The sequence below is a fragment of the Nocardia yamanashiensis NBRC 100130 genome, from assembly GCF_001613325.1.
GTDB lineage: Bacteria > Actinomycetota > Actinomycetes > Mycobacteriales > Mycobacteriaceae > Nocardia > Nocardia yamanashiensis.
In genome coordinates, this window is the sequence record NZ_BDCD01000008.1 from 129,644 (window position 1) to 149,216 (window position 19,573).

Annotated in this window: 16 protein-coding genes; 11 read left to right on the forward strand and 5 right to left on the reverse strand. The window is 70.1% G+C overall.

From position 1 onward, the window contains the following. Nucleotides 1–2: 2 nt before the first annotated feature. The gene (locus NY1_RS08840) at nucleotides 3–818 is read right to left on the reverse strand and encodes an NAD(P)H-binding protein (protein ID WP_067710412.1); all 816 of its coding nucleotides are present in this window, start codon (nucleotides 816–818) and stop codon (nucleotides 3–5) included. A gap of 277 nt (nucleotides 819–1,095) precedes the next feature. On the opposite strand from NY1_RS08840, the gene NY1_RS08845 reads away from it, so the two are divergent. Then, on the forward strand, nucleotides 1,096–2,676 hold the full coding sequence (locus NY1_RS08845; protein ID WP_169815323.1) for a CocE/NonD family hydrolase: 1,581 nt from the start codon (nucleotides 1,096–1,098) through the stop codon (nucleotides 2,674–2,676). A gap of 71 nt (nucleotides 2,677–2,747) precedes the next feature. After that, entirely contained in the window at nucleotides 2,748–3,614 is an 867-nt protein-coding gene (locus tag NY1_RS08850) for an Fpg/Nei family DNA glycosylase (RefSeq protein ID WP_067710336.1), read from the forward strand. Nucleotides 3,615–3,616: 2 nt separating this feature from the next. On the opposite strand, the gene NY1_RS08855 is transcribed toward NY1_RS08850, so the two are convergent. Next, the gene (locus tag NY1_RS08855; RefSeq protein ID WP_067710338.1) at nucleotides 3,617–4,300 is read right to left on the reverse strand and encodes a pyridoxamine 5'-phosphate oxidase family protein; all 684 of its coding nucleotides are present in this window, start codon (nucleotides 4,298–4,300) and stop codon (nucleotides 3,617–3,619) included. Between the two features lie 135 nt (nucleotides 4,301–4,435). Here NY1_RS08855 and pdxR point away from each other — a divergent pair, with 135 nt between their 5' ends. From pdxR to NY1_RS08870, 3 genes are all read left to right on the forward strand, one after another. Continuing rightward, nucleotides 4,436–5,839, forward strand: coding sequence for a MocR-like pyridoxine biosynthesis transcription factor PdxR (pdxR, locus tag NY1_RS08860; RefSeq protein ID WP_084534788.1), 1,404 nt, complete (start codon nucleotides 4,436–4,438; stop codon nucleotides 5,837–5,839). 56 nt (nucleotides 5,840–5,895) lie between these two features. Next, nucleotides 5,896–6,141, forward strand: a complete 246-nt coding sequence (locus NY1_RS08865; RefSeq protein WP_067710340.1) for a DUF2630 family protein — start codon at nucleotides 5,896–5,898, stop codon at nucleotides 6,139–6,141. Nucleotides 6,142–6,281: 140 nt separating this feature from the next. After that, complete coding sequence (locus NY1_RS08870) at nucleotides 6,282–7,895, forward strand: carboxylesterase/lipase family protein (protein WP_067710342.1); 1,614 nt, start codon at nucleotides 6,282–6,284, stop codon at nucleotides 7,893–7,895. On the opposite strand, the gene NY1_RS08875 is transcribed toward NY1_RS08870, so the two are convergent. After that, the gene (locus NY1_RS08875) at nucleotides 7,896–9,194 is read right to left on the reverse strand and encodes a condensation domain-containing protein (protein ID WP_067710344.1); all 1,299 of its coding nucleotides are present in this window, start codon (nucleotides 9,192–9,194) and stop codon (nucleotides 7,896–7,898) included. A 63-nt stretch (nucleotides 9,195–9,257) separates the two neighbouring features. Then, on the reverse strand, nucleotides 9,258–10,019 hold the full coding sequence (locus tag NY1_RS08880) for a crotonase/enoyl-CoA hydratase family protein (RefSeq protein ID WP_067710346.1): 762 nt from the start codon (nucleotides 10,017–10,019) through the stop codon (nucleotides 9,258–9,260). Between the two features lie 119 nt (nucleotides 10,020–10,138). Between NY1_RS08880 and NY1_RS08885 the strand changes: the two genes are divergently transcribed. The 6 genes from NY1_RS08885 to NY1_RS08910 all read left to right on the forward strand — a co-directional run bounded on the left by NY1_RS08885 (nucleotide 10,139) and on the right by NY1_RS08910 (nucleotide 16,869). Beyond that, nucleotides 10,139–10,864 (forward strand): TetR/AcrR family transcriptional regulator, encoded by a 726-nt coding sequence (locus NY1_RS08885; protein WP_067710348.1) that lies wholly within the window; start codon nucleotides 10,139–10,141, stop codon nucleotides 10,862–10,864. 8 nt (nucleotides 10,865–10,872) lie between these two features. Next, complete coding sequence (locus NY1_RS08890) at nucleotides 10,873–12,495, forward strand: acyl-CoA dehydrogenase family protein (RefSeq protein WP_067710350.1); 1,623 nt, start codon at nucleotides 10,873–10,875, stop codon at nucleotides 12,493–12,495. A gap of 137 nt (nucleotides 12,496–12,632) precedes the next feature. Further along, the gene (locus tag NY1_RS08895; protein WP_067710352.1) at nucleotides 12,633–13,718 is read left to right on the forward strand and encodes a CaiB/BaiF CoA transferase family protein; all 1,086 of its coding nucleotides are present in this window, start codon (nucleotides 12,633–12,635) and stop codon (nucleotides 13,716–13,718) included. A gap of 61 nt (nucleotides 13,719–13,779) precedes the next feature. Continuing rightward, nucleotides 13,780–15,162: a DUF1731 domain-containing protein gene (locus NY1_RS08900; RefSeq protein ID WP_067710354.1), complete on the forward strand. Its 1,383-nt coding sequence runs from the start codon at nucleotides 13,780–13,782 to the stop codon at nucleotides 15,160–15,162. Nucleotides 15,163–15,231: 69 nt separating this feature from the next. Beyond that, the gene (locus NY1_RS08905; RefSeq protein ID WP_067710356.1) at nucleotides 15,232–15,582 is read left to right on the forward strand and encodes a DoxX family protein; all 351 of its coding nucleotides are present in this window, start codon (nucleotides 15,232–15,234) and stop codon (nucleotides 15,580–15,582) included. A 90-nt stretch (nucleotides 15,583–15,672) separates the two neighbouring features. Beyond that, a complete protein-coding gene (locus NY1_RS08910) occupies nucleotides 15,673–16,869 on the forward strand; it encodes an NAD(P)/FAD-dependent oxidoreductase (RefSeq protein WP_067710416.1) in 1,197 nt (398 codons plus the stop codon). Between the two features lie 16 nt (nucleotides 16,870–16,885). On the opposite strand, the gene NY1_RS08915 is transcribed toward NY1_RS08910, so the two are convergent. Further along, nucleotides 16,886–19,573 carry a helix-turn-helix transcriptional regulator gene (locus tag NY1_RS08915; protein WP_084534789.1) on the reverse strand — a complete coding sequence of 896 codons (2,688 nt, stop codon included), beginning with the start codon at nucleotides 19,571–19,573 and terminating at the stop codon, nucleotides 16,886–16,888.

Genomic DNA, 19,573 nt, shown 5'->3' on the forward strand with positions numbered 1-19,573 from the left:
GCTCAGGCGGTGGTGAACCGGTCGGCATTCGCGGCCGCCCATTGCGCGAACGTGGTGCCGGGCCGGCCCGTGATGTCCGGGACGCTGGTGATGGGCAGCGATTCCGGATCGGGGGTGTAACCGGTGAGGACATTGTCGACGTACCAGGTGGCGTTGTCGCCCATGGTCGGGGCGAGCGCGGCGATGGTGTCCTCGCGAGTGGATTGCCGGAAGCCGATATCGCGCCGCAGTGCCGCGCCGAGCTGCTCGACGAGCTCGGCGCGGCTGCGGATTTCGGGGCCCGCCAGCGGGTAGGCGCGGCCGGAGTGGCCGTCGGACAGCAGCGCCGTGGCGGCCACGGCGGCGATATCGTCCATGGCGATGGGGGCGGTGGCGGCGTCCGGCCAGGGTTCGCGCACCTCGCCGGTCTCCCGGATCTGCCGGGACCAGATCAGGGTGTTCTCCATGAAGTCGGCCGGCCACAGGTGCGTCCATTCCAGGCCGCTCTGTTCGACGGCCGTGCACACCGTGCCCCACCAGCTTTCGGGCTCGCCGGACAGATCGACGATGTGCCGGACCCCCGCGGCTTTCGCCAGGGCCAGCACTTCGCCGACGTTCTCCGGCGCGGGCGCCAGATACATTCGCTCCACGCCTTCGAAAGCGGCGGGCAGGGTTTCGAGTCGGCGCAGGTAGCCGCGGACGGCTTGCACTTCCGCAGGCAGTGCTGCCTTCGCGGGGTCGGTGGTGAGTGCCCGAATATCCTTGGCGCCCTGCGCAATCAGATGATCGACAACTTTCCGGCCGATATTCGCGGTGGCTCCGGTAACCAGGATCGTCATCTGATCGAGGCTACCGAATCGCTCAATATTGCTCATTTGTGAGCGATTTCGTTCTTAACGAGTCAGAAACAAGCAATCGGAGCTACGCTCTTGCCACTCGGCGGCCTCTCGACCGCCGAGTACGGCCATCGACGAGTAGGCGCACCATGCACGACCTTCCCGCTCCCGATATCACCGGCACGCTGCTGGGCTACCTCCTGATGACACCGAACTCGCTGCTGCACAATCTCGGGCTGGTCATCGCCGACCTGCTCGGTCTCGGGTGAGCGAGATGGCCATGGCGACAAGACTTTCGAACGCATTGGCCGCCCTGCTGCTCGCGGTGGGCGGGGCGGCGCTGGGCGTCGGCGATGCCGCCGCCGTGCCGATTCCGGGCGGTCAGGCCACCACCATGTTCATTCCGGGTGCGGACGGCGTCTCGCTCAATGCCGTCATCACCGCGCCCGCCGACCTGGCTGTGCACCGCAACCCGCTGGTGCTGCAACCGTCGGGGTGGGGGATGCCCGCCATGGGCAGTCTCGGTTCGGCGTACCGGCTTTCGACCGGCGAAAGTTTCGTGTCCATCGAGTACACGGCGCGGGGCATGTATCTCTCCGGTGGGGAAGTGGATCTGCTGGGGGATCGGGACGCCGCCGACGCTTCCGCGGTAATCGACTGGGCCATCGCGAATTTGAACGTAGACCCGGATCGCATCGCCATCGCCGGGGGTTCCTACGGGGCGGGGATGGCGATTCTGGCGGCGGCGCACGATCCCCGGATCAAGGCGCTGGTCGCCGATTCCCCGCCCGGCGATCCGGCGGAAGCGCTGGCGCCCAACGGAACTCCGAAAACCGGTGGTCCGATCGCGCTCGCGCTGGCCGGGGTGTCGACCAACCGGTTCAGCGCGGAACTGGTGCGGCGCGGGCTGGATACCATCCTGCGCGGCAATGGTCAGGCGTTCGACACGCTGGCGTCGGCGCGGCTGCTCGCGCGGGCGGTGCCGCGGCTCAATGCCAATGGGACCGCGGTGTTCCTCGCGCACGACTGGCAGGACAGCCTGCTGCCGGTGGATCCGGCGTATTCGCTCTTCGACGAGCTGACCGGGCCCAAGAAGCTGTTCCTGCAACCCGGCGACCATTCCACCGGGGGTGGGGCGGGGCAGATCGTCGGTTTGCCGAATCCCATCTGGGACAGGGCGATTCGCTGGCTCGACCACTATGTGAACGGCGCGGAGAACGGTATCGACGCCGAACCGGTCGTCACCTTCGAGCCCGCGAGCACCGGCCCGTACGTCACTTTCGATTCGGTCGCCCAGGCCCGGCAGGCGGCGCGCACCCTGGCGCTGTCGGCCCCCGCGACCGGGGTCATGGGCGTCGATCCCGGCGAAACCTGGTCGCAGCCTTTGGTTTCCGGGCCGACCAGCGCGGTGGCGGCGGTGCCGTACCTGACCGGCACGCTCGCCCAGTTCGGTCTCTCCCCGGCCATCGCGCTGGACGGAGTGGATCGCAATCTGGCCGGGGTGTGGCGCGGCGCGCCGTTCGAGCAGGGTGCGGTGGTCTCCGGCCGCCCGCGCCTGAACCTCACGGTCGCGCCCGCCACCGCCGACCTCACCTTGATCGGCATCCTCTACGACGAAGGCCCGGACGGTATGGGCCGGGCCATCACCTACTGGCCGTTGACGCGGCACGGCCTCACCCCATCGGATCCCGTCGCTCTGAGCTGGGAACTCGAACCGACGTATTGGAATCTCGCCCCGGGCCATCGCCTGACCCTGACCGTCACTTCCCAGGACCCGGTGCCGTTCCAGAGCTCCACCCCGATGGGCAGCACCGTGGTTTTCGCCTCACCCGCCACGGTCGAACTGCCCGTGACCGGGTGACCCTGTTCAGGGTCAGCGACCCGCTGCGCGTAGACCGGAGGTTGTCGTTGTTTGTCGGTAGGCTGCTTCTTGTGCCCGAATTACCGGAAATCGTGGCGCTCGAGCAGTTCCTGGCCGAGCATGCCGTCGGTGCGGTCGTGGGACGCGTCGATGTCGCCGCGCTGAGCGTGCTGAAAACCTTCGATCCCCCGGTCACGGCACTGTCCGGGCGGGATGTGACCGGCGTCGGCCACTGGGGCAAACACCTCGGCATGGACTGCGACGGCATCTGGCTGATCACCCATCTGTCCCGGGGCGGCTGGCTGCGCTGGATCGACGAACCGAGCGCCGCCGCCCCCAAACCCGGCAAAGGCCCGCTGGCCCTGCGCGTGCACTTCTTCACCCCCGCCGGTTCCACCCCCGCCTTCGACCTCACCGAAGCCGGCACCAAGAAACGCATGGCGGTCTGGGTCACCAGCGATCCGCTCTCCATCCCCAGCATCGCCAGACTCGGCCCCGACGCCCTGGCGGTCAGCGAAACCGAGTTCGGCGAGATCATCCACAGCACCTCCCAGCGCGTGAAGAACGCCATCACCGATCAGATGCTCATCGCCGGCATCGGCAACGCCTACTCCGACGAAATCCTGCACCGCGCCAAACTCTCCCCCTTCGCCAACGCCGGCAACCTCGACGCCGAGCAGACCGCTCGCCTCTACAACGCCATGCGCTTCACCCTCTCCGACGCCATCGAACGCTCGGTAGGCCAAGACGCCGCCCGCCTCAAAGGCGAGAAACGCTCCGGCTTCCAAGTCCACGCCCGCACCGGCGAACCCTGCCCCGTCTGCGGCGACCCCATCCGCGAAGTCGCCTACGCCGACAAGTCCTTCCAGTACTGCCCCACCTGCCAAACCGGCGGCAAAATCCTCGCCGACCGCCGCATGTCCCGCCTGCTCAAGTAGCGCTAGCGGTTGACCACGTCCGCGCGGGCGCTCACGTAGTCCGGAATCGCGATGCCCGGAGCCAGGTCGTCGGAGGGGATCGGGGCCTCGAAGATCTGGCGCATGGGGAGGACGCCGGCCCAGGCGGAGGCGGGGTGGATGTCGGATTCGTCGTCGCGGGGGCCGCCGGTGCGGATTTTCACCGAGGCTTCGGTGAGGTCGAGGGATAGGACCGTGGTGGCGGCCATTTCTTTTTTGCTGGGTGGGCGGACGTCGTTCCAGGAGCCGGGGGCCACGTGTTCGACGATGACGCGGAGGGCGTGCAGGCGTTCGGCGGGGTCGGTGAGTTCGGTTGGGCGGGCGTGGATTACGGCGGAGCGGTAGTTCATGGAGAAGTGCATGGCGGAGCGGGCGTAGACGATGCCGTCGACGTGGGTGACCGAGACCGAGACGTCGCCGAGCATGGCGGCGCGCAGATTGCCGGCGCCGGTGGAGCCGTGCAGGTAGAGGGTGTCGCCGTCGCGGCCGTAGGTGGTGGGGATGACGACCGGGGCGCCGTGCAGGACCACGCCCAGGTGGCAGAGCAGGCCCGCGTCGAGGATCGCCTCGAGGTCGGCGCGGTCGGTGCGGCCGCGTTCCTTGGAGCGGGTCAGGCTGCTGCGCGGGGTGGGGGACAGCGGGGGCCGGGTCTGGGCTGGCTCGGTCATGAGACCAGCATCGCGGGCGGAATGGCATTGTTGAATAGCCAATTCCTGGTGAAAATCGCAGACCACTTCGGGCTGCCTCCTGGGCGAATGGCATGCTGAGGTGGCTTGTTTTGCCGACTCACGGAGGTCCACTTCATGCGGCAGTCGCGCGCGCTCGTGGTAGACGATCTGCCGTTCGGCATCGATCGGACCTCGGCCACGCCGCTGGCCGTGCAGGTCGCGGACGGTTTGCGACGGGCCGCGACGACCGGAGCGCTGGCCGGAGGCGATCGGCTGCCGTCCTCGCGTGAGCTGGCGGCGCGGCTGGGGGTGAGCCGGACCGTGGTCACCGCCGCCTACGACCAATTGCACGCCGAGGGGTGGCTCAGCGGCCGGCACGGGTCGGGAACATATCTGACCGCTGCGCCGCCGCCGGTGGAACGGACGGCCGGGACCACCTCGCGGCGGGATCCGCTGGCCGGTCTGCTGGATCTCGGGGCCGGTGCGCCGTCGGTCGAGACCCTGGACACCGCAGCGTGGCGGCGCGCCTGGCGGGCGGCGTCGGATCGAATGCCGGTGGTGCGCAAGGACCGTGGCGGTGAGCCGGAGTATCGGGCGGCGGTGGCGGAACACCTGCTGCGGCACCGCGGGCTGGGGGTCAGCAGCGGGAACGCCGTACTGGCCACCGCCGGAACCAGTGCGGCGGTGGGTGAACTCGCGGCGGCGCTGTGGCGGCCCGGGGACGCGGTGGCCATCGAGGATCCCGGATATTCACGGGCGGCGGGGGCCTTGCGGGCGGCCGGTATGCGGCTGGTGCCGGTACCGGTCGACGGGGATGGACTACGGGTGGAGCTGCTTCCGGACGGCGTCAAAGCGGTGTATTGCACTCCGGCGCATCAGTTTCCGATCGGCGCGCGCATGCCCGCCGCGCGCCGGATCGAGCTGATCGAATTCGCCCGCCGCACCGGCGCGCTCGTCATCGAAGACGACTACGACGGCGAATTGCGTTACGACACCGCGCCGTTGCCCCTGCTCGCCACGCTCGCGCCGGACCTGGTCGTGCACCTGGGCACCACGAGCAAGATCCTCACCCCGACCCTCGGCGTGGGGTGGCTGGTCGCGGCCCCGGCCATCACCGATGCGGTGCTCGGCTATCGCGAACTCACCGGCACCTCCCCGGCGCCCGCCGGCCAGCAGGTGGTCGCCGAATTCGCGCGCAGCGGTGATCTGGCGCGGCATCTGCGCCGCCTGCGCCGGGAGATGCCGCCCCGGCGCGCGCTGGTGGTCGCGGAATTGCGCGGGCGCGGGCTGCAGGTGCGCGGTGACGACGCGGGCTCGCACATCGTGGTGCCGCTGGCCTCGCCGGAACAGGAGGAACGCGCCGTCGCCGCGGCCCGCGCCGCCGGTCTCTACCTGGACGCGCTGGGCCGCCATCACATCGGCCCGCGGCACACCTTCGGAATCGCGCTCGGTTACGCCGCCCTGCCGAGCGCGGACCTGCCGCGTGCGGTCCGGTTGGCCGGGGATGTCCTTTCCCGGGTCGTAGAGTGGACCGGGTGAGCAGGCGGACCCGGCCTCGAACCGGGTGCGCGACGACCTACCGGAGCGGAGGCTGCATGAGCGACCAGGACATTCTCGCGCGCATCAAGAACCTGGTGGACCGCGAGCACGAGCTGCGCTCGAAGACCACCAGCGGGGAACTCGACCCCGAAACCGAACGCGCCCAGCTCGCCGAGCTGGAAGTCCAGCTCGACCAGTGCTGGGATCTGCTGCGCCAGCGGCGCGCCCGGCTCGACCAGGGCCGCAATCCCGATGAGGCGCAGGCCGGCTCGGTCCGGCAGGTCGAGGGTTACTTGCAGTAGTCGCGCCGACGGTGCCGCGGCGAAGGCCGCGAGCGCTGCCGCCGCCGGGTCTACCATCGATTGATGGTGGCAAGAGGCGCCATGTTTCTCGACACGCATCGGCCGGTTTCGAGCCGATGGTGGCTGATATGAGGGTTTCCATGGTGGCAACGACTGATATCAAGACCGCTGACGGCATGGTCCGTGGTCTCCGGGGCCGCCGCGTTTCACGCTGGCGGTCCATTCCCTTCGCCGCACCCCCGGTGGGAGAGCTGAGGTTTCGCGCCCCGCAACCCGTCACACCGTGGACCGGGGTGCGCGATGCGACCCAATTCGGTTACGCGGCAATGCAGCATCGCAGCGGGGCGCAGATCGGGCCGCGCCGCCAGCAGCCGACGAGCGAGGACTGCCTGACGCTGAACGTGGTGGCGCCCAATGCGCCGTCGGCCACGCCGCGACCGGTCATGGTGTTCATTCACGGCGGTGGATACATGATCGGGACCTCCGCGCTGGGACTGTATTCCGGCTCGCGGCTGGCGGTGCGCGGCGATGTGATCGTGGTGTCGGTGAACTACCGGCTCGGGGCGTTCGGGTACGTGGACTTCAGCGAATTCTCCACGCCCGCACACCGATTCGACGCCAACCTCGGCCTGCGCGATCAGGTGGCGGCGCTGGAATGGGTGCGGCGCAATATCGCCGCGTTCGGCGGCGACCCCGACAATGTCACCATCTTCGGCGAATCCGCCGGGGCGCACGCGGTGCTCGCACTGCTGGCCACCCCGGCCGCCGCGGGACTGTTCCACCGGGCCATCTCGCAGAGCCCGCCCGCCGACTGGGGCATCAGCCAGGCCGACGCGCACCTGTTCGCGCGGCGCTGCGCCGAACGGCTGGGCGCCGCGCCCGGCGCGGAGGCCGCGACGCTGCTGGCCGCGAGCGCGAACGATATCCGGCGGGGCGTGGATCGCGCGGTGAACGCGATCCTGCGCGAGCAGCCCGGCATCTTCCCGATCGCGCCGACAGTGGACGGGGAATACCTGCCGCAGGCGCCGATCGACGCGATCATGGCCGGGGACGCGCACCGGGTGCCGCTCATCATCGGCACCAATCGCGACGAAGGCACCCTGTTCAGCCGACTGGACGACACGCTGCCCACCACCGCCGAGCGCATGCACTGGCTGCTCCGGCATCCCGAGGCGGCCGGCGGCAGCCGCGAGGACGACTCGGTCTACCCGAACTTCGGCGAGCATCTGCCGACCACGCCCGTGCGGCTGCACCGGGCGCTGGCGGCCAGTGCCGATTCCGTCGAATCGCGGGTGGTGGCGGCCTATCCCGGCTTCCCGGCCAAGCGGGTGGCGATCCGGATGGGCGGCGACTTCACCTTCTGGCGGCCCGCGGTGCGGGTCATGGCGGGGCACAGCCGGTTCGCGCCCACCTACGCCTATCGATTCGATTTCGCCCCGCGCGCCATGCGGGTGTCCGGGTTCGGGGCCACGCACGCGCTGGATCTGATCCCGGTGTTCGGCGCGACCGGGACCGCTTTCGGGCGGGCCTTCACCGCCATGGGCGGGCAGCGCGGGTTCCGGGCGGTGTCGGAGCAGTTCCAGGAGAACTGGTTGTCGTTCGCGCGCAAGGGATCTCCGCTGCCGAACTGGCCCGCCTACACCGAGACCGAGCGGGCGACGATGATCATCGACTATCCCGCGCGGGTGGAATACGACCCGGAGCAGGCCAAGCGGCTCGCCTGGGAAGGGGTGCACATCCCGGCGCTGGTGTGATCACCAGATCGCGACCGGTGCGAGCCCCAGCTCGGCCAAGCCCGCGCGCGCCAGCTCCGTCAGGGCGGCCGAGTCCGCAATCGCATCGGGATCGAGGCTGACCAGCGCCAGCGTGTAGGTGTCGGCGATCCGCGTCAGATACCCCGACAGGCGGGTGCGCGGCAGCCGGTCCCGGTGCAGCCCCGGATGAATGGCGCGCGCCGTGACGCCCGTGCACGGGTGCGGGCCGAGCGACAGCAGCGAATCCGGCAGGCAGCCGATATTGCTGCACAGAATGTCCCGCTCACCCGCGCCCTTCGCGAGCGCGTACGCCCATCGATCCGGAATGACCTGCAGCAACTCCTCCGGAATCCCACCCGGACTGGTCATCCGATGCTCATAGGCGGCACGCGCCTTGCGCCGCAAGGTCGCCGGCGTATCCGCGCGCTCGATCGCCACCTCGGTCATGGCCATGTCATTGTCCACCCGCGGCTCGTCGCGGGTATCGACCGGCAGGCTCGCGGCAATCGTGTCCTCGCCGAAACCACTGCTCCACAGCAGTTTCGCGACGAGATACACGAACAGGCTGTTCGCAGTCCCGCCCTGCGCCACCGCCACCCGATTCCAGTCCCGCACCGGAATCTGCAGCGCCGCACTGGAAGTCGCCGACGCCCGCCACGAGGACCGCTCGCCACCCGCCGCGATTGCCGATGCCGCGCCGGGGTAGTGGTTCGCCGGATTCGTGGCCCGGCGCGGGGCAACCGGAGTGGGACGAGGCGGGAGGCCGCGCCGTAGGGCGCGTGCGGTGCCGCCGAGGACGGTGCGCCATTGCCGGCGGGCGTCGGCCCAATCCGATTGCGGTGCACCGGGCGCCGCCAGGGGTGTGCCGGTCAGGGCGTGGTCGACGGCCAGTGCCACCGCCCGGCCGTCTGCCAGGGCGTGGGAGCAGGTCAGGGCGACGACGCAGCCGCCGTCGTCCAGGCGCGCGGCGGCGAGACGCCAGCCGGGGCCGACTTCCGGGTTCAGGTCTTCGCCCTGCTGATCGGCCCAATCCAGCAGTGCGGCAGCGGGTATCGGGTCGACGGGGAGTTCCAGCGGGTGCGCCTGGGTGTTGACGACCCAGTGCGGCCGGGCTCCCGGCACCCGCGAGCGCACCACGCGCCGGCCGAGCGGCCCGCGCCGCAGCGCCTCGTGGACTCGCGCCAGCAACTCGGTCTCGACCGGTTCGGCGGTGCGCCAAAGTCCCTGCAACACGATCGGAGTGCCCATACCCCGATGCGCCCGCAGGAACATTTCGTCCACCACGCTCAACCGATTCATCGCCCGAGCAGCGTACCGGCCGGTATCCGGTATTGCGCTATCCAGCGCCGCGGCGTCGGCCGGCTAGGCGGAGGCTCCGTGGCGGCCCGCGCCGGAGGCGAAGCGCGCCGCACCGTCGAGCGCCCCGTCGGAGAGGGCTTTCAGCCCGTGCTGGAACTCGTTGGCAATGGCGGCGGGTTCCTCCAGGCCGTCCTGTTCCAGCACCGACATGCGGTCCGAGCGCAGGCAGGTCTGGGGGAGGGCGGCCAGTTCGGCGGCGAGTTGTTCGGCGGCGGTGCGGGATTCGCCCGGCGGGACGACCCGGGTGACCAGGCCGATCTGGAGTGCTTCGGTGGCGGTGACGGCGCGGCCGGTGAGGATCAGATCCATGGCGCGGCCGGTGCCGATGATGCGGGGCAGGCGGACGGTGCCGCCGTCGATGAGCGGGACGCCCCAGCGGCGGCAGAAGACGCCGAAGGTGCTGTCCTGCTCGGCGATTCGCAGATCGCACCACAGGGCGAGTTCGAGACCGCCCGCCACCGCGTAGCCGGAGACGGCGGCGATGACCGGCTTGGACAGCTGCATGCGGGTGGGGCCCATGGGGCCGTCGCCGTCCGTGGTGGCCGCGTTCGAACGTTCGGTGCCGAGGGCCTTGAGGTCGGCCCCGGCGCAGAAGGTGCCGCCCTCGCCCCAGAGGACGGCGACCGCGGCCGTGGGGTCGGCGTCGAATTCGCGGAAGGCGTCGGCGAGGGCCGCGGCGGTGGGGCCGTCCACGGCATTGCGAGCCTGGGGGCGGTGCAGGATGACGGTGTAGACGGGGCCTTTGCGTTCCACTCGTACGCTCACCGGCTCAACATACGCCGTAAATTGAATCTGGGGGAGCGTCGCGCAGCGACCCGGTTGAGGGTGGTGGTGGGCGACGGGAGGGCTGGCGTCAAGAAATGAATCTATGGTTCACTTCTTTCGTGGCCTACCGGAGAACACCCGCCGTGCAGGCCCGCCTCGACGCCCAGGCGGGGTCGATCGTGCGGGCCGCCATGACCGTGCTCTCCCGTGACGGCTACGCCGGGCTCTCGGTCGCGGCGGTCGCCGCCGAGGCCGGCGTCGCCACCGGGACCGTCTACAAGAGCTTCAGCGGCAAGGCCGAACTGGTCACCGCCGTCTTCCGCGAGGTCGTCACCCGCGAAGTCGCGGCGGTCGCCGTGGCGGGCGGCGGCACCGTCCCCGACGAGAACCAGGCCGTCCCCGGCGAGAGCCAGGATGGGACGCGGATCGGTGGCCCCGCCTCCGACGAATCGTGGGTGAGCGTCCCGGCGGCGGAACGCGGTGTCGTCGAACGGGTTACGGCCGCGGTCGAGACCTTCGCGGGCCGCGCGCTGAAGAACCCGAAGCTCGCCTACGTGCTGCTGGCCGAGCCCGTGGACGCGGCGGTGGACACCGAGCGCCTGCGTTTCCGGCGCGCGTTCGCCGAGATCTACGAGCACGCCATCGCCGAGGGCGTGGCGAAAGGTCAACTGCCGCCGCAGAATCCGCGCACCAGCGCCACCGCGCTGGTCGGCGCCATCGGTGAGGTGCTGGTCGGGCCGCTGGCCGAACAACTACAGAGCGAGTCGGTGGTCCCCGAACTCGTCGCTTTCGCGCTGCGCGCACTCGGCGTGCCCGGCGATGCCGCCGGGCCGCCTCGGAAATAGGAGTCCCCATGCACACCCATGATGTGTTCAACCAGGTGCCGGACATCGTCCCGTTCGACAATTCCCGCAACCCCGCCCTGATCGAGGGCCTGCACCGGGAAGGCGCGGGCTGGGCCGAGCAGGAGGTCCGGGATCTCGGCGTGCTGGCGGGCGGCGCCATGGCGCGGGAATGGGGCCTGCTGGCCAACGAGTATCCGCCGGTGCTGCACACCCACGACCGCTTCGGTAATCGTGTCGACGAGGTCGAATTCCACCCCTACTGGCACGAATTGATGCATGTGGCGGTGGCGCAGGGCCTGCACGGTGCGCCGTGGGCCGACGATCGCCCGGGCGCGCACGCCGCCCGGGCCGCCAAGTTCTACACCTGGGGCGTGGTGGACGCCGGGCACATGTGCCCGATCTCCATGACCTACGCGGTGATTCCCGCGCTGCGCCACAATCCGGAGCTGGCGGCCAAGTACGAGCCGCTGCTCACCTCCCGCGAATACGATTTCGGCCTGCGCGAACCGTCCACCAAGTCGGGCCTGATCGCCGGCATGTCCATGACCGAGAAGCAGGGCGGCTCCGACGTCCGCGCCAACACCACCACCGCCACCCCGCAGCCCGACGGCACGTACCGGATCGTCGGCCACAAGTGGTTCACCTCGGCCCCGATGTCGGACATGTTCCTCACCCTGGCGCAGGCCCCGGGCGGCCTGTCCTGTTTCCTGCTGCCCCGGGTGCTCCCGGACGGCAGCCGCAATCCCCTTCGCCTGCAACGGCTCAAGGACAAGCTCGGCAACAAGTCCAATGCCTCCTCCGAGATCGAATACGAGAACGCCACCGGCTGGCTGGTCGGCGCGGAGGGCGCGGGCGTCAAGACCATCATCGAGATGGTGAACATGACGCGCCTGGACTGCGTGATCGGTTCCGCCACCGGTATGCGCGCCGGTGTGGTGCACGCGCTGCATCACGCCCGGCATCGAGAGGTGTTCGGCAAGAAGCTGATCGACCAGCCCGCCATGCGCAATGTGCTGGCCGACCTGGTCATCGAATCCGATGCCGCCACCACCGTCATGATGCGGCTGGCCGGCGCCACCGACCGCGCCACCACCGATCCGGCGGAGGCCGCGCTGCGCCGGATCGCGCTGGCGGTCACCAAGTACTGGGTCTGCAAGCGCGCCCCCGCGCACGCCGCGGAAGCCCTGGAATGCCTGGGCGGCAACGGTTATGTCGAGGAATCCGGCATGCCGCGCCTCTACCGCGAGGCCCCGCTCATGTCGATCTGGGAAGGCTCGGGCAATGTGGCGGCGCTGGATGCGCTGCGCGCCATGGGCCGTCAGCCCGAGACGGTGGAAGCGTTCTTCAACGAGGTGAACCTGGCCCGCGGCGGCAACCGCTACCTGGACGAGGCCATCGACCGAATCGGCAAGGAGCTCACCGATTTCGCCGATATCGAGTACCGGGCCCGCCGCGTCATCGAACTGATGGCGCTGGTGCTCCAGGGCGCCCAGCTGGTCCGCCACGGCCACGCCGCCGTCGCGGATGCCTTCTGCGGCAGCCGTTTTGGCGGTGACTGGGGCATCGCCTTCGGCACCCTGCCGGTCGGCGTCGACACCGAGGCGATCCTGCAGCGCGCCTACGTCTCCTGAGTTCGCGGTCGGCCCGGGCGCGTCCTGGGCCGACTGCCCAGAAGTTCGCCCGGGAATCGGGCGAACTGCCGGTGGCGGCAATTTCTGCAACGTGTTCTACTTCTGGGATATCCGCAGAATTCTCAGGGGGTTGCCGCATGAGCGCGACGAAGGGACCGCTGGACGGGGTCCGGGTCATCGAATTGGCGAGCATCGGGCCGGGGCCGCACGCGGGCATGATGCTCGGTGATCTGGGTGCCGACGTGGTGCGGGTGCAGCGGCCGGGCGACCGGTCCGGGCACGGGCCGATGCGGGCGCAGATGCGTGGCCGCCGGGTGGTGGAGGCCGATTTCAAGAACCCCGCCGATATCGAGACGGTGCTGACCCTGATCGAGAAGGCCGATGTGCTGATCGAAGGCTTCCGGCCGGGCGTGGCCGAACGGCTCGGCTTGGGACCGGAAGTGGCCCAGGCGCGTAACCCTCGCCTGGTGTACGGCCGCATGACCGGCTGGGGCCAGGACGGTCCGCGTGCGCAGCAGGCCGGGCACGATATCAACTACATCGGCCTCACCGGCGCGCTGCACGGCATCGGGCGCAAGGGTGAGCGCCCGGTGCCGCCGATCAATCTGCTCGGCGACTACGGCGGCGGCTCGGTCTTTCTCGTGCTCGGCATCGTCACCGCCCTGTACGAGCGGGAACGCTCCGGCCAGGGGCAGGTGGTCGATGCCGCCATGGTCGACGGCGTCCTCACCATCGCCCACTCCATCTGGTCTCTCAATCAAGGCGGCTACTGGTCCGACGACCGCGGCACCAACCTCCTCGACACCGGCATGGCCTGGTACGACACGTATCAGACGTCCGACGGAAAGTACTTGGCCGTAGGCGCTTTCGAGCCCCAGTTCTATGCCGAACTGCTGCGCCTGCTCGATCTGGACCCGGAATCCCTTCCGCACCAGATGGATCCGGCCGGCCAGGAAGTCCTGCGCAAGACCTTCACCGAGAAGTTCCGGTCCAGAACCCAAGCCGAATGGGCGGAAATCTTCGACGGCCAGGACGCCTGCGTCACCCCCATCCGCAGCTTCGCCGACGCGACCCAGGACGATCACCTGCTCGCCCGCGGCTCGCTGATCGAACTCGACGGCATCCGCCAGCCCGCCCCGGCCCCGCGCTTCTCCCGCACCGTCCCGCCCCTCCCGGCACCCGCGCCGACCGAGATCACCCCGATCGGGGAGGTCTGGACCTAGCGCCGCGCTGAGAGCAAGGCCACGCTTCCGGGTGGGCGGCGTGGCGGATTAGCGTCGGAGTATGGCTCGTACAACGACGTATACGCAGTTCATCGCCTTGCCGCCGGAGCGTCTGTGGGCGGTGCTGGGGGATCCGCGGCGCTGGCCGGAATGGAATCCGGGTGTAGCCGCGGTCGATCTGCGTAGTGAGCCCGCGGTCGACGCGCGGGGGGACTATGTGCCCGGCGGGCGTGTCGCGGGGGCGGTGCACAGGAGGTTCGCGAAGCCGTTCGTGATCACGAACTTCGTGCCGGGACGGGAGCTCGGGGTCGAGCAGCCGGAGCCGGCGGGGACCATGCGATTGCGGTGGGTGCTGACGCCTCGGGACGGCGGGACCGAGGTGGTGCAGGAGCTCACCTTCTCGGGACCTTCGGCCGCGGTCTTCCGGCAGGTGGCGGGGGTCAACTTCCAGACCGATGTGCACACCGCGTTCACGCGCTTGGCGCGGTTGGCCGGGCTGGAACCGGGGACGGATGCGCTGACAGTGGTCATCGCCGGAGGCAGTGGGGCTTTGGGACGGATTCTGGCGGCCGATCTGGCATGCCGGGGCCATCGGGTGCGGATTCTCACCCGGCGCAAGGACGACGCGCTGCCGTACGAGCAGTTCGTGTGGGACGGGCAGACCGTCGGGGAATGGGTTGAGGCGCTGCGGAATCCGGGGCCGACGGCGCTGATCAATCTGGCGGGCAAACTGGTGGACTGCCGGCCCACCGAGCGGAATATCGCCGAACTGCGGAACAGCCGGGTGGATTCGACACGGGCGCTGGTCGAGGCCTCGAACACCTTGGATCGGCCCCTGGACTATTGGATTCAGGCCAGCACCACCGCTATTTGGTCCGACGCGGGGGAAACGCGGTGCACCGAGACCACGCCGCTGCCGGTCCCGGGGTTGCCGCAGATGACGGGGGTGGCCGCGCCCTGGGAGAAGGCGTTCGAAGGCGCCGCTACCTCGCATCACACGATCCTGCGGACCTCGATCGTGCTGGATCCGGACGCGCCCGCGTTGAAACGGCTTGCGGCGCTGACCAAGGCGGGACTGGGCGGCAGCGTCGGGAACGGGCGGCAGTGGTTCTGCTGGATTCACCTCGACGATTGGCTGGCCATCGTGCGGGCCGCGCTGGGCTTGGATCCGCGGGTGAGTCTGCCGGACGGGGTGGTGGTGGCGGCCACCGATTTCCCGGTGCGGAACCGGGAATTGATGGCCACCCTGCGCCGGCGGTTGCGCCGGCCGTGGTCGCCGCCGACACCGGCCCCGGCGCTCACCATCGGCGCGGTGTTCTTGCGCACGGATCCGGCGCTCGGGCTCACGGGGCGGTACGCGACCTCGGAGGTCTTGCGGAAGGCGGGATTCCGGTTCCGGTATCCGACGCTGGACGAGGCGCTCGCGAACCTGCTGCCGCGCTGAAAGTTCCATAACCGCCGGTTATGAGCACAGGTATTGGCGCGATGGATCGGCCCTCGCGAGGCTGAGGGCATGTCCATTCTTTACATCGTGGTCGCGGTGCTCACCATCGGCGCCAATGCCTTCGAGTCGGTGGCGAACTTCGCGCGCGCGAAGTTCGTCGTCGCGAACATGACCGAGGTCCGGGTGCCGGGTTCCCTGCTGCCGCTGCTCGCCACGGCCAAGGGCGCGGGCGCGCTCGGACTGGCGGCGGGGCTGCTCGGGATGCGGGAGGTGGGGATCGCGGCGGCGGCCGGGCTCACCGTGTTCTACGTGTTGGCCGTCGCCACGCACGTCAAGGAGCGGGTGTTCTGGAACATCGGATTCCCGATCGGGTTCCTGATACTGGCGGCCGGGACGCTGGCGCTCGCGATCACGCATTAGGTCATCTGCCCGATACCGCCGGAAAGCCGCTCGAAATACCGTCTTGAACCGTAGTACGACATGTGCTGCCGATTCACCGACGGAGAGATCATGAGCCTCGAGCTTCACGTGGTCGTGCTGGGCGCCGGATACTCCGGATTGGCCTGCGCGACCCGGCTGGCCCGCCGCTTGCGCGCCTACGACAAGGTGGCCATCACGGTCGTCGGGCCCTCGCCGCGCTTCACCGAACGGCTGCGCCTGCACGCACAGGCCGCGGGGCACGCGAGCGCCGACCTGCCCATCGAGGAGCTGCTGGACGGCACCGGCATCGAATTCGTGTGCGGGACGGCCACGAATATCGACACCGAGACCCGGCGGGTGACGGTCGAAACCCTCGGGCAGGTGCGCGGCATCGAATACGACACCCTGGTGTACGCGATCGGCAGCGTCACCGACACGGCGGTCGTCCCGGGCGCGGATCAGCACGCGTACACGCTGAACTCCCCGCAGGAGGCGGCGCGGGTGGCGCGGAAGCTGGCGGAACTGCCCGACGGCAGCCAGGTCACCGTGTGCGGTGGCGGGCTCACCGGCATCGAGGCCGCCACCGAATTCGCGGAAGCCTATCCGGCGCTGCGGGTTTCACTGGTCAGTTCGGGGGAGCCGGGCGCCATGATGGGTCCGCGGGCGCGGGCGCACATGCATCGGGCTTTCGGCCGGCTCCGGGTGACGGTGCGCAGCGGCCGCGTCACCAAGGTGCTGCCGGATGCCGTCGAGATCGGCGGAACCGGTCTGCTGCCTTCGGATCTCACGCTGTGGACCACCGGCGTGCGGGTCTCGGCGCTGGCCGCCGAAGCCGGAATCGGTACGGACGCCGCGGGTGTCGTCACCGTCGATCCCACCCTGCGGTCGATCACCCACCCGGACATCTACGCCGTCGGCGATGCGGCCGCGATTCGCCAGCCCTGGGGCGCGGTGCACGGCACCTGTCAGAGCGGTATTCCCGCCGGTGCGCACGCCGCCGATTCCATCGCCCGGGAGCTGCACGGCGCCGTCCCGAAGCCGTTCCGGTTCGGCTACTTCCATCAGCCCGTCAGCCTCGGCCGCCACGACGCGGTCATCCAATTCACCCACCACGACGACACCCCGGGCCGGTTCGTCCTGACCGGCAAGTGGGCCGTCCGCTACAAGGAATGGGTCAGCTCCACCCCGCCGGTGACCTTCGTGAAGATGAAGGGCCTGTTCGGGCTGCTGCGCCCCACCGGCATGTCCAAAGGCGGCCGGGCGACCCGCAAGCCGTATCGCGATTGACGAAACCGCCTCGCGCTCAACCCAGGTCGAGCCGGGCCAGCTCCACCCGGTTCGACACACCCAGTTTGCGGAAAACACGCGAAAGGTGATGCCCGACCGTCTTGGGACTGATGAACAGGCGGGCGCCGATCTCCTTGTTGGTCGCGCCCGCCGCCGCGATCCGCGCCACCTGAAGTTCCTGCGGGCTCAGCGCATCCGTCCGTACACCCGCCTCCGGCACCGCGGATTCGCCGACCGCGCGGAGTTCGGTGCGGGCCTGCTCGGCCCACGGGCGCGCGCCGAGTCGTTCGAAAGCTTCGAAGGCCTCGCGCAATTCGGTGCGGGCCTGGGCGTATCGGCGCTGCTTGCGGAGCAATTCGCCGTAGAGCAATCCGGTGCGGGCCCGGTCGAACCAGCGGTGCTGGCGGGCGTGCAGTTCGAGGGCGCGGCTGAAATCCGCGGCGTCACCGGAGATTACGCCGCGGGCGCGCAGCAGCAGGGCCTCCGCCCACGGTTCGTCCAGCGCCGTCGCCCACTTCTCCAACCGTTCGAAGGCGGTTTTGGCGCGCTCCGGCTGGTTGCTGCGCATGGCCGCCTCCACACGATCGGCGTGCGCCACCAGCCATTGGGCGTGGCCGCGCATCGGCCCGCGATCCAGTTCCTCCAGCCGGTCCAGCGCGGAACCGTAACGGGCGTAACCCATGTCGAGGAGTGCGAGCGCCCACTCACAGCGCGAGTCGTGCAGGGCATTGCCCTCGGGCGACTCGGCGCCGCGCACGTTCGCGATCAGGTCGTGGCAAGGCTGTTCCGCGCCGCGCACGGCCGCCACCAGCGCCAGAATGGAATCCGCCATGGCGACCCGCCCGGGCTGATCGATATCGAGGGCCAGACGTCGCCCCTCGGTGGCGAGCGCCTCCGCCTCGCGCAGGCAGCCGGCCAGGAATTCGACTACGGCCAGCGACAATACGACAGCCGACAGCCAGGCCAGGCGGCCGTGGGTGCGGTAGTCGTCGGCGATCTCGGTGAGAATGGCGCGGCCGTCGTCCACCGCGCCCACCAGCAGCGCCTGCAGGCCGAGGGAGAAACGCAGGCTCGGATTGCACTCGGCGCGCAGGGCCGGCGCGGTGAAATTGCCGCGCAGCAGGGCGATCCCACGGGACGGGTCGGGCTCGTCGAGGCCCAGGGTGCCGTCCACGGCGGCGATCATGACATCGCGATCGGCGCCCGGCGGCAGCGCGCGCAGCATGTCCAGGGTGGTGCGCAGGCCGTCCGGATCGCCGAGGGTCCAGGCGGCACGGCTGGCGTCGAGCAGCAGCACGGCCGCGAATGCCGGTTCCCGCTCCGCGATCCGGGCCGCGCCGTCGGTGAACAGGTGATAGGCATTGCGCAGGGCATCGACGTCGAATTCGATATTGCCCAGCATTTTCGCGATCCGCGACCAGCGTTCCGGTTCCCGGGTGTACGGTTCCGCCGCCGCGGCCAGGCGGCGCACGCGCTGGAAACGGCCCGCGTCCCACGCTGTTTCGATGGCGCAGACGAGCCTGCGGCCGCGTTCGGCCGGATCGGGGGTCAATTGCGCGGCGCGTTCCCAGGCGCTCGCGGCCGCCGCGTAACCGGTGCGATCGCGGGCCCGGCGGGCGGCGGATTCCAGTGCGGCGGCGACCTTCTCGTCCTGGGTAGAGGTCGCGAAGGCGAGATGCCAGGCCTGCCGGTCCGGATCGCTGTCCAAGGCCGCCGCCAGCGCGGCGTGCACCGCCATCCGGTCGGGCTCGGCCGCCATGCGATAGGCCGCGGTGCGCACCAGCGGATGCCGGAACAGCACCGACTGGCCGGTCACCGTGATCATGCCGGTGCGTTCGGCGTCGGCGAGCGGCTCCGCACCGGAACCCAGCGCCGCCAGCACGCGCAGCACCAAACCCAGCGACCCGGATTCGTCGGTCGCCGCGACCAGCAAGGCCAGCCGGGTCGGTTCCGGCAGGTGTGCGATGTGCTCCTGAAATCCCGATCGCAGCCGTTCGGACAGCTCCGGCGGACCCACCGGCGGCGCGTCCAGATTCATCCCCGGCAGCTCCAGCACGGCCAGCGGATTACCGCCGGATTCGGCCAGCACCCGCTCCCGGATCTCGTAGGGCAGGTTGGGAATCCGCTCGGCCAGCAGGGCCCGCGTCTGCTCGGCGTCGAGCCGGCGCGGCACCAGCACCTCCAAACCCGGCGCGGTGAAGTCGGGCCGCCCCGCGAAGATCATCACCACGCCCTCGGCTCCCAGCCGGCGCGCCGTGAACAACAGCGCGTCCAGTGAGGCGCGGTCGACCCATTGCGCATCGTCGATCAGGCACAGCACCGGCCCTCGCGCCGACAATTCGGCCAGCAGCGACAGCGTCGCCAGCCCCACCAGGAACCGTTCCGGATCTTCCGCCGCATCCAGCCCGAAAGCCGCGGACAGCGCGCGGGCCTGCGGCTGCGGCAGTCCCGGCAGCAGCTCCAGCGCCGGTTCCAGCAAGCGCCGCAATCCCGAATACGGCAGCGGCGCCGCCGATTCCATCCCCACACACCGCAATACCCGCCACGCCGGATCCGCCACCTCCGCGGCCAGCTCCAGCAGCACCGACTTGCCCGCCCCCGGCTCGCCGATCACCGCGACCGCGCCGCTGTCTCCCGCCATCCCCGCGGCCAACAGTCGTGCGATCCGTTCCTCTTCCCGATCCCGCCCGTAAAGCCGCACCAC